Source organism: Streptomyces sp. NPDC060209 (genome assembly GCF_042728155.1).
Lineage (GTDB): Bacteria > Actinomycetota > Actinomycetes > Streptomycetales > Streptomycetaceae > Streptomyces.
The window spans coordinates 23945-34126 of the sequence record NZ_JBHWZS010000064.1 but is presented as its reverse complement, the minus strand read 5'-3'; the positions used below and the strand labels follow the sequence as shown (position 1 = coordinate 34126).

The 10182-nt window shown below is 69.5% G+C and carries 7 protein-coding genes; 4 read left to right on the top strand and 3 right to left on the bottom strand.

Going from position 1 to position 10182, the window contains the following annotated elements; genetic code table 11:
• Positions 1-12: 12 nt before the first annotated feature.
• Together ACFWFI_RS15320 and ACFWFI_RS15315 are read right to left on the bottom strand one after the other, a co-directional pair.
• Positions 13-513 (bottom strand): sortase, encoded by a 501-nt coding sequence (locus ACFWFI_RS15320; RefSeq protein WP_387389652.1) that lies wholly within the window; start codon positions 511-513, stop codon positions 13-15.
• Positions 514-1018: 505 nt separating this feature from the next.
• The gene (locus tag ACFWFI_RS15315; protein WP_387389650.1) at positions 1019-2575 is read right to left on the bottom strand and encodes an acyl-CoA synthetase; all 1557 of its coding nucleotides are present in this window, start codon (positions 2573-2575) and stop codon (positions 1019-1021) included.
• A 331-nt stretch (positions 2576-2906) separates the two neighbouring features.
• Between ACFWFI_RS15315 and ACFWFI_RS15310 the strand changes: the two genes are divergently transcribed.
• From ACFWFI_RS15310 to ACFWFI_RS15300, 3 genes are all read left to right on the top strand, one after another.
• Positions 2907-4781, top strand: coding sequence for a serine hydrolase (locus tag ACFWFI_RS15310; RefSeq protein WP_387389648.1), 1875 nt, complete (start codon positions 2907-2909; stop codon positions 4779-4781).
• Positions 4782-4808: 27 nt separating this feature from the next.
• Positions 4809-5453, top strand: coding sequence for an SIMPL domain-containing protein (locus tag ACFWFI_RS15305; protein ID WP_387389646.1), 645 nt, complete (start codon positions 4809-4811; stop codon positions 5451-5453).
• Positions 5454-5923: 470 nt separating this feature from the next.
• On the top strand, positions 5924-7306 hold the full coding sequence (locus tag ACFWFI_RS15300; RefSeq protein ID WP_387389644.1) for an endo-1,4-beta-xylanase: 1383 nt from the start codon (positions 5924-5926) through the stop codon (positions 7304-7306).
• A 195-nt stretch (positions 7307-7501) separates the two neighbouring features.
• On the opposite strand, the gene ACFWFI_RS15295 is transcribed toward ACFWFI_RS15300, so the two are convergent.
• Positions 7502-8674: a LacI family DNA-binding transcriptional regulator gene (locus ACFWFI_RS15295; RefSeq protein WP_387389641.1), complete on the bottom strand. Its 1173-nt coding sequence runs from the start codon at positions 8672-8674 to the stop codon at positions 7502-7504.
• Positions 8675-8898: 224 nt separating this feature from the next.
• Between ACFWFI_RS15295 and ACFWFI_RS15290 the strand changes: the two genes are divergently transcribed.
• Positions 8899-10167, top strand: coding sequence for an ABC transporter substrate-binding protein (locus ACFWFI_RS15290; protein WP_387389639.1), 1269 nt, complete (start codon positions 8899-8901; stop codon positions 10165-10167).
• Positions 10168-10182: the final 15 nt, after the last annotated feature.

Here is a 10182-nt window from a genome sequence, read left to right as displayed (position 1 = left end):
CGTGTCGTACGCTCAGGAACGGGCTGCGGCGGTCCTGCGACGCATCCTGACCATTCCGCCGGCCGCCCCCGCCGCGAGCAGGGCGCTGCCTGCGGCGAGCTGCGTGCCCTGGTCGGTGGGTGCCCCGAAGCCCGCGTCGACCCCGCCGGTGGGTGCGCGGTCGACGATCCGGTACGTGTCCGTGATCTTGATCCGCGGCGGGCACTTCACCGTGACGGTATCGGTGCCCGGCCGGGTTCCCGCCGGGATGTCGAACACGCCGACGAGTACGCCCTCCCGGTCGCCCGCGAAGAGGTGGAAGGCCCCTGCCACCTCCGACGTGCCCTTGCCGTAGGTCTCCTTCCCGCAGGCTCTGGTGCTGACGGTGACCTGTGAGCCCGGCGAGGCCTTCGCCGGGCTGATGCGAATGGTCTGTTCAGGGGAGGGCTCGGCTGCCGCTTCCGCGGCCGGGGCCACCAGGGCGAGAGAACCTACGGCCAGACAGATACCCGCACCGATGCGTGTGTTGCGCATGTGAATCCTCCAACGGGAGCAGGGTCCGGCCGGTCTGCGCGGCACCTCTGCTGTGCTCCGTTCCCGAGGGAACCGACAGCCCGTCACCTGCGCAACACGAGGGCCTGCCCCGGGCGTCACCCGGCCAGGCTCGTGGCGATGCCGTCGGGCATCCGTTTACGCAGGTCACCCCGTCCCGGACCGGAACTGAGGAGTAATCACGCCCAGGACTGCGAACGGGCGACGCCGGCTGCGTCCGCACCACGCGACGACCGGAGTACCGTCGCGCGGCAGGCGGTCGCGCACCGTCCCGCTGCGGTGGCATCGGACAGCGGTGTGCAGGGCGCGAAGACCGGCACGCTGCCCAGGGATCCGGCTGTCGGCGGACCCCCGGATCCCCCCTGGGTGCTCACCTGACGTCATGTCACGACCGGCGGTCCATGCAGGAGCCACAGGGCCGTGCGGCCGGGGTCACGAGCGAGGCTGGACGACGGCCGCACGGATGCGGACGACGGAGGGGAGGGACTCAGGACTCCGTTCGTGGCGTCGGTCGGGCCGACGGCCGAGCTGTCGCTGCGCCGGAGTCGGAAAACCGGTCACGCAGCTCCCGCTTGAGGATCTTGCCACTGGCGTTGCGCGGGAGTTCATCGACGAACAGGACCCTCTTCGGAGCCTTGAAGTGGGCGAGTTCCTCCCGGGCGTGCTCGATGAGTACCGATTCCGAGGCCTCGCCGCGGAGGACCACGATCGCGGTGACGGCCTCGATCCAGCGCGCGTCAGGCAGTCCCACCACGGCCGCCTCGGCCACCGCGGGATGCGTGTAGAGGGCATCCTCCACCTGCCGGGAGGCGACGAGCACGCCTCCCGAGTTGATGACGTCCTTCACGCGGTCGACGACCGTGAAGTAGCCCTCGGGGTCGCGTACGGCGAGGTCACCGGAGTGGAACCAGCCGTCGCGGAAGGCCTCGGCGCTCTCCTCCGGTTTGTCCCAGTACCCCTGGCACAGCTGAGGGGAGCGGTAGACCACTTCGCCCGCCGTGCCGTCGGGCACCTCCTTGCCGTACTCGTCGACCACCTTCGCCTCGACGAAGAGCACGGGCCGCCCGCAGGAGTCCATCCGCCCTTCGTGCTCGTCGGGGCCGAGGACGGTGGCGAGGGGGCCGATCTCGCTCTGGCCGAAGCAGTTGTAGAACGCCAGCTCCGGCAGCCGCTCACGCAGACGTTCCAGGACGGGCACGGGCATGATCGACGCGCCGTAGTACGCCTTGCGCAGGGCCCCGAGCTCACGGGTGGCGAACTCCGGGTGGTTGGCGAGTCCGATCCACACGGTCGGCGGTGCGAAGAGGCTGTCCGCCCGGCCGGCTTCGACCAGGTCGAAGATCCGTCCGGCATCCGGGGCATCGAGGATGGTGTTCTCCGCGCCCACCGCGAGGTAGGGCAGCAGGAAGACGTGCATCTGCGCGGAGTGGTAGAGCGGCAGCGAGTGCACGGGCCTGTCGGTGGCCCGGAGGTCCAGGGCGGTGACGGCACTGACGTACTCGTGCACCAACGCGCCGTGCGTCATCATCGCGCCCTTGGGCTGGGCGGTCGTGCCGGAGGTGTAGAGCAGCTGGACCAGGTCGTCCGCACCGGGTGCACGTTCGGGGGTGAATGGGCGCGGGGTGTCCAGTTCACCGAGGAGGGAGTCCGGCGCGTCGCGCAGCGGCCGTACGGTGTGGCCGGCCGGTACGCGCGATGTGAGGCCGGGGTCGGTCAGCACGAGTGCGCTGCCGGACTGCCGAAGGATGTACGCCAGGTCCTCGCCGGTGAGGTTCTGGTTGACCGGCACATGGACCAGTCCTGCCCGGGCGCAGGCCAGGTAGGCGATCAGGTACGCGTCGGAATTGTGGGCATAGGAGGCCACCCGGTCGCCGGGGCGCAGTCCGTGTGCGGCGGTCAGCACCGCGGCCGCCGTGCTGACCGCCTCGTCCAGGGCGGCGTAGGTCCAGGACCGCTCGGCGTACCGTACGGCGGTGCGCCCGGGGGTGCGCCGTGCGCTTCGCGTCACGACTCCGTCTACTGTGCTGCTGCGTACACCTGTCATGGCGTGATCCTGGGTGGCGGGTAGCCGAGGGTCAAGGGCCCGGAACGCCTGTGTCGGCCTGACCTGCCTGGACCGCGGCCGCGGCAGGACGCGCCCGTGCCGGCGTAGGCCGGATGGCGACCCGACGACCGCGTGATCGCGGCCCGGAGACGACGGCGCCCGCCGAGCGGGACCAATCCCTGATTGGGCGTCAGTTTCTTTGTTCCGCGAGGGGCCCCACGGGCGGCGGCGGTGACAGTAACCTCTGCTTCGGCAGGAAGTTTCATCACCGTACGAGATTTCGAAAGTTACTTTCGCGCGGGTGCTTTCGACGTGAGGGGAAGGGTTCCGGATGGCCGGAGACGTGTCGGGACGGGGAATGAGCCGTCGGAGGCTGGGCGGCGGGATACTTGCGCTGGGCGGAGCGTTCGCCCTCGCTCCGATCCCCTTCGCGGGGGCCACGGAAGTGGCGGCGGGCGTCGGGCGGGGAACGGAGTCGCCGGGCGGCGGAACTCCGGGGGCCGCATCGGGAACCGGGACGGGTATGGGATCAGGACGGGGCCGGCCGACGCTGCGCCGCGGGTCGGCCGCGCGTGCCGGCCTTCTGCCGGACCAGCTCGACCTGCTCGTCGCCGACGCGGAGAAGTACCTTGCCGACTCCCCCGCACACCCCTGGTACGCGGGCGCGGTCCTGCTCGCCGGCCGGGGCGGCACGGTGGCCCTGCACCGGCCGATCGGCCGGGCGGTGCGCTATGCGGCGTACGACGAGACGACCGACACCGGGGTGGAGTTCCCGCCGGACCAGCAGATCGCGATGGCCGAGGACACGATCTTCGACCTGGCCTCGGTGTCCAAGCTGTTCACCTCGATCCTCGCCGTGCAGCAGATCGAACGGGGCGCGCTGGAACTCGAGGCGCCGGTGGCGTCCTACCTCCCCGACTTCGCCGGCGGCGGCAAACAGGGCATCACGGTCCGTCAGCTGCTCACCCACACGTCGGGCTTCCGTTCCTGGATCCCGCTCTACAAGGAGCCGACCCGCGAGGGGAAGCTGCGCCTGCTCTGGGACGAGGTTCCCGCCTCGGTACCCGGCACGAAATACCTCTACTCCGATCTCAACCTGATCTCGCTGCAGCTGATCCTGGAGAAGATCACCGGCCGCTCCCAGGACGCCCTGCTGCGTGAGGAGATCACCGCTCCGCTCGGGATGCACCGCACCCGGTACAACCCACCCGCCTCCTGGAAGCCGAAGATCGCGGCCACCGAGGACGCGCGGCTGCCCTGGTCGGGGCTGGAGCGCGGGCTGGTCTGGGGCGAGGTCCACGACGAGAACGCGTTCAGCCTCGGCGGGGTCGCCGGCCATGCGGGCGTCTTCTCGTGCGCCTGGGATCTGGCCGTGCTGGCCCGCACGTTGCTCAACGGGGGAATCTACGGCAGGTCCCGGATCCTGTCCGAGGAGTCCGTGGAACTGCTGTTCACAGACTTCAACACCGCGTTCCCCGGCGACGAGCACGGCCTGGGCTTCGAGCTGTACCAGCACTGGTACATGGGGGCGATGGCAACACCCCGCACGGCGGGACACACGGGTTTCACCGGCACGAGCCTGGTCCTCGACCCGACGACCGACTCGTTCCTGATCGTTCTGGGCAACTCCGTCCATCCGGTGCGCACATGGCGTTCGGGCAGTGCTCCGCGAGTGGCTGCGGCCAACCGGATGGCGCGCGCGGTGCCCGTGCGCCCGGCACGGGGCCGCACGGCCTGGTTCTCCGGTATGGCGAGCGCCGCCACCGCGACGCTCGCGCTGCCCGCGCTGCGCCCGGTCTCCTCGCGCCCGTTGCTGAGCTGCGCCCTCTGGTGGGACACCGAGCCGGCTTCGGACGTCCTCCGTCTGGAGGCCTCGTCGGACTCCGGGGCGACCTGGCAACCCGTGCCGTTCGCCTCCGCGCCGGCACAGGAGGGTGGGCCCGGGGAGACCCTGCCTCATCCGGACGGCTCGGTCTCCGGCTGGTCGGGGCGCGTCTGGCACCGGGTCGAGGCCGACCTGAAAACCTGGCGGGGCACGGAGGTGCGGCTCCGCTGGCGTTACGTCACCGACCAGTTGTACGTCGGACGCGGTGCCTACGTGGACGACGTCCGGGTCGAGGACGGTGGACACACGCTCTTCGACGGCAACAGGCCCGGCGACGCCGGACGCATCGAGGCGACGGGCTGGACCGTTTCATCCGACTGAGCGGCTCCGGCTGGTTGGATGACCGGCATGAACGGAACCCAGTCCATCGAAAGCCCATGGGGCGTGTCGGTGTTCGGAGCGGCGAGCGTGGACGCCGCACCCGACCTGGCACGCCTCCGCGTCGCGATAACACAGACGAGGAACAAGCCGGGCGAGGCCTTCGCCGCCACACGGAGCGGGGTGAACCGGATCCGGGAGGTCCTGCGCAGGCACGAGGTACCGGAGACGGCCGTGTCCACCTCTAGGCTCAACCTGTCGTCCCAGTGGAGCTACGGCAACGAGCGCAAGTTCCTGGGCTACGAGTGCACGGCCTCCTTCGTGATCGAGCTGCGTGAGCTGGACACCCTGGAGACCGTGCTCATCGACGTCGTGGACGCCGGGGCGAACGAGGTCAAGGGCGTCGAGTTCGACGTGCGTTCGAAGAGGGAACTACGCGCCCGTGCGCGCACGGCGGCCGTGGCGGCGGCGCGCGAGAAGGCCGCCCTGTACGCGGAGGCGGCCGGGGCGCAACTCGGACCCGTCATCCACATCAAGGATGTCGACGCCGAACAGATCCAGAGCTACCGCAGCCACAGCAGTCACCAGAGCGGTGGCGGCGAGGGCGACCTCACGCCCGGCAGGGTGACGGTCTCCGCGGGGGTCGTCCTCGGTCTCTCACTCATCGGAAGCTGAGGGCGCGCGCCACGGCGCGACGACGGGCGCGGACCTCCCAGGGGGCGATCCGCGCACCTTCGGCCCAGGGTTCCGTCAGGGGTGTTCCCCGACCTCAGAGCCGTATCGAAACTTTCGTTCAATCTCCTGAACACCTTTCGTCAAGATCGGGCTCGGTCACGGAGGTGCACGGAAGGGGACCCCCGAGTGGCGGCCCCGAGCCGTCGTATGCGCAGGCTGCGCGATGAACTCCCCTCAGATGAGCGGTAGTTCGCTCGGAAATATTTCGGAAACACCGCGTTGACGCGACTTCCCACTGAGCGCAATACTCTCCCTCGCTCCCCTTGTTCCACAGCTCGTCTTCCCGTCGGCGGCTACGCCCTCCTCGTGCGTCCGCCGACGGCTGCACAGCACCTCGAACGGTCCGAATCCCCCTGTCCGGGCGCCTTGTTCGAACCGCCCGGCAACCGGAAGAAGAGGCTGGAAAAGTGATGGCCCAGAATCCCCCAGGCGGCGGCCCCGCCCACGCGCACCCGCCGGCCCGTGCCAGGAGGGCGCTGTCCCTCGTCACCGCGGGCGTCCTCGCCGCAGCCGGTGTCGTCGCCCTCGCCGGCAGCGCCCAGGCCGTCGGCGCTCTCGGCGACGCCGCGGCCGCGAAGGGCCGCTACTTCGGCACAGCGGTGGCCGCGAACCATCTCGGCGAGGCGGCGTACGCGTCCACGCTGGACGCCCAGTTCGACTCGGTCACACCCGAGAACGAGATGAAGTGGGACGCCGTCGAGAGCACCCGCAACTCGTTCAGCTTCTCGGCTGCGGACCAGATCGTCAGCCACGCACAGAGCAAAGGGATGAAGGTCAGGGGCCACACCCTCGTGTGGCACTCGCAGCTTCCCGGCTGGGTGAGCGGCCTGGCCGCCACCGATCTCCGCTCGGCGATGAACAACCACATCACCCAGGTGATGACCCACTACAAGGGCAAGATCCATTCGTGGGACGTGGTGAACGAGGCGTATCAGGACGGCAGCAGCGGGGCGCGGCGCAGTTCGCCGTTCCAGGACAAGCTCGGCAACGGCTTCATCGAGGAGGCGTTCCGCACAGCCCGTACGGTCGATGCCAACGCCAAGCTCTGCTACAACGACTACAACACCGACGGCCAGAACGCGAAGAGCAACGCGGTCTACGACATGGTGAAGGACTTCAAGCAGCGCGGCGTCCCGATCGACTGCGTGGGCTTCCAGTCGCACTTCAACAGCAACTCACCCGTACCCTCCGACTTCCAGGCCAACCTGCAGCGCTTCGCCGATCTCGGTGTCGATGTGCAGATCACCGAGCTGGACATCGAGGGCTCCGGGTCGGCCCAGGCCGCGAACTACACCAAGGTGGTCAACGCCTGCCTGGCCGTCACGCGGTGCACGGGCCTCACCGTCTGGGGCGTCACGGACAAGTACTCGTGGCGCAGCAGCGGCACCCCGCTGCTCTTCGACGGCGACTACAACAAGAAGCCGGCCTACGACGCGGTGCTCACCGCGCTCGGCGGGGGCGGTGACGACGGAGGCGAGGACGGCGGCGGCACCGGTGCCTGCACGGCGACGTACACCCAGACCTCGACGTGGAACGGCGGGTACAACGGCCAGGTGACCGTGAAGGCCGGCGGTTCGGGCATCACCGGCTGGACGGTTCCCGTGACCGTACCGTCGCCCCAGAAGGTCTCCGCCCTCTGGAACGGCACACCCACCACGTCGGGCGACGTGGTGACGGTCAAGCCCGCCTGGAACGGAACACTGGCCGCCGGCGCCTCGACGAGCTTCGGATTCACCGTCACGACGAACGGCAGTACGTCGGCACCCTCCGTCGGCGCCTGCACCGCTTCCTGAGCAACCCCCACCGCCTTCCTGTCACCAGGAGGACCACCGGCCGGAACGGGGCGCGGCGAGGCCCGCACCCCCCTCCGCCCCGTCCGGCCGGTCGGGACGGGGCGTGACGACGCCGCACTCGCAGCCCCGTCCTTCCGAAGCGCTCCGCCCCGCCCCCGTCGACCGACGCGGCGGGGCGGAGCGTTGTCGGTCCCGTCAGCCGGCGGCGCGGCGGCCGGCTCCCGTCGTGGCGAGTGCCGGAGCGGGGGACACGGTCTCAGCTGTGGACGCGGCCGGGACGGTCGCGCCCGCCGGCACGCCGTCCCCAGCCGGCACCCGTGCCGCTTCGGGTGCGGGTGCCGTCGATTCGCGTACCACCAGCCGGGGTCTGATCAGCAGGGACCGCCCGGCCGAGGGGGCGGAGTCGATCCGGGCCCGCAGCTGCTGGAACGTCTCCGCGGCCATCTCCGGAAGCGGCTGGCGGACCGTAGTGAGCGGCGGCTCGAAGAGGTCGGCGAGCAGGATGTCGTCGAAACCCACCACCGAGACGTCCCGTCCGGCGCCGCGACCGGCGTCCTTGGCACCCCGGCAGATACCGATCGCGCACATGTCGTTGATGGCGACGAAGCCGGTGGGCGGGTCCGGCCGGGAGAGAAGCTCCCTGGCCGCGTTCCGTCCCAGTTCCGCCGCGTTCTTGTCGCCGAACTCGGTGGTGTCCGCGCCGGGCCAGACGATCGCCCCGGCCGGATCGATCCCCGCAGCCTCCAGGGCCGACCGGAAGCCACGCAGGCGCTCGCGGCGGTTCACGCTGTGGACGGAGCCGGAGACGAAGGCGAGCTTCCGGTGGCCCAGTTCGATCAGATGACGGGTGGCGAGCTCTGCCCCCATCGCGTTGTCGACACTGATGCTGGCCAGTGACGACGGGTCCCCCGCCTGCGCGGTCCGGTCGAAGGCCACCATCTTGAGCCCTCTGCTCAGCAGCGGCGTCATGTGGTCGAGCGAGGGCAGCGAGGAGCAGAGAACCACCCCACTCACCCCGTCGGCGAGCAGTTCCTCGCCGTACTTCAGCTCGCGGGCGGGATCGCGCTCACTGTTGCAGAGCAGTACGTGGTAGCCCTCGGCCAGCGCGATGGCCTCAAGCTCCCTGGCCAGGGCCCCCCAGAAGGGGTTGGCGACGGACGGCACGATCAGGCCGATGACCTTGATCCGGCCGGTGCGCAGCATCCGGGCCGCCCGGTTGGGGCGGTAGTTGAGCTGCTCGATCGTCTGCTCCACGCGAGCCAGGGTGGCCGCCTGCATACGGTCGGTGCGCCCGTTGAGGACGTTGGAGACCGTACTGGCGGAGACCCCTGCGGCCTCCGCGACCTGATGGATCGTTACCCCGCTCATGCCACCTCCGGTTCGGAACGCACTGCCGCGCCTAGTGTACCGATTTACTGAACTCGATCTACCGGTACACCCGTTAACTTCCCTGAAAATTATTGTGCATCAGCTGTTGACGCCACTCTCAAGGCGTTCTTAGCATCACTGCATCGATTTACCAGCACTTCCCAGCCATGTCCGGGACGTCATTGCTGGATCGATCCACCGCTCCACCTCAAAAGGGGTGTCCCATGGAACTCAACAGACGATCCGTGCTCGCCGCGATCGGCGCCGGCGGTGCTGCGGCCGCTCTCGCCGGCTGTGGCGGCGGCGCGTCGTCCGCCGGCTCGGCCGACGGCCCCGCCGAGGGCGAGATCACGCTGCTCACCCCGATCTACGAGGGTGCGAACGGCAAGACACTGCTGGAGGAGAAGATCCTCGGCGGGTTCCGGAAGAAGTATCCGGACGTCAAGGTCAACGTGGACTACACCACGTATGCGCAGCTCAACGAGAAGATCACCACCGGTCTCGCGGGCGGGCTGCTGCCCGACGTGCTGATGATGGGCGTCGGCTGGATCCCTCCGTTCGCCGCGAAGAAGGCGATCGCCGAGCTTCCGGAGGAACTCGCCACCGCACACGACTACGAGAAGCGCGTGCTGGAGCCGTCGCGCTACGACGGCAAGCTCTACGCCCTTCCCGTCGTCCTCGACACCCGCATCGTCGTGTACCGCAAGGACCACTTCGCGGAGTCCGGGATCAAGAAGACCCCGGCCAACTGGGCGGAGCTGCGCGCCGTCGCGAAGCAGCTGACAAGGGACGGCCGCATCGGCTTCGACCCGTTCTCCATCGAGCTGCGCCAGTGCTGGGAGACCTTCCTCTTCGCCAACGGCGGCCAGCTGTTCAGCGCGGACGGCAAGAAGGTGCTGTTCACGGACGCGCGCGGCGTCGAGGCACTGCAGTTCTTCAAGGACCTGGTGAAGGACGGCTCGGCGGACTACGCGAAGAAGACGGACATCGGCACCCCGTCGAACGTACAGACGGGCAAGGCGTCGATGATGATGACGAGCAGTGCCATGTGGGTCCAGACGAAGCAGCAGAACCCGGAGCTGATCGAGGACGACAAGCTCGGTGCGTTCGTCCTCGCCAACCGCAGGCCCGCGATGCTCCAGGGCGGCACGCTCGTCACCCAGGCGGCGCGTTCGAAACACCCCGCCGCTGCCCGTGCGCTGGTCGAGTACCTCGCGTCTCCCGACTCGGTCCTCGGCGCGGCGGAACAGCGCGGCTCGGTGCCCGGTCTGCGCGACCTCGACAACACCGGATACGTCAAGGAGAACCAGTTCGTCGACCTCTCCCTCCAGAACCTCCAGCACGCGGTCTCCGAGGGCGGTACCGCTGCCTGGATGGAGATCCGGGAAAAGATCAAGCCGACGCTGGAGCCCGCAATCGTCGGCGACCAGTCCGCGAAGGACGCCATCGCGGAGCTCGGCCGTCTCGCCGAGGCCGCAATCGGCCGGATGTGAGGACCCGTCACCATG

Coding starts and splice junctions, on each gene's coding strand:
- ACFWFI_RS15305 (WP_387389646.1), top strand. CDS start 4,809: ATGAACGGAACCCAGTCCATCGAAAGCCCATGGGGCGTGTCGGTGTTC.
- ACFWFI_RS15320 (WP_387389652.1), bottom strand. CDS start 513: ATGCGCAACACACGCATCGGTGCGGGTATCTGTCTGGCCGTAGGTTCT.
- ACFWFI_RS15300 (WP_387389644.1), top strand. CDS start 5,924: ATGGCCCAGAATCCCCCAGGCGGCGGCCCCGCCCACGCGCACCCGCCG.
- ACFWFI_RS15310 (WP_387389648.1), top strand. CDS start 2,907: ATGGCCGGAGACGTGTCGGGACGGGGAATGAGCCGTCGGAGGCTGGGC.
- ACFWFI_RS15315 (WP_387389650.1), bottom strand. CDS start 2,575: ATGACAGGTGTACGCAGCAGCACAGTAGACGGAGTCGTGACGCGAAGC.
- ACFWFI_RS15295 (WP_387389641.1), bottom strand. CDS start 8,674: ATGAGCGGGGTAACGATCCATCAGGTCGCGGAGGCCGCAGGGGTCTCC.
- ACFWFI_RS15290 (WP_387389639.1), top strand. CDS start 8,899: ATGGAACTCAACAGACGATCCGTGCTCGCCGCGATCGGCGCCGGCGGT.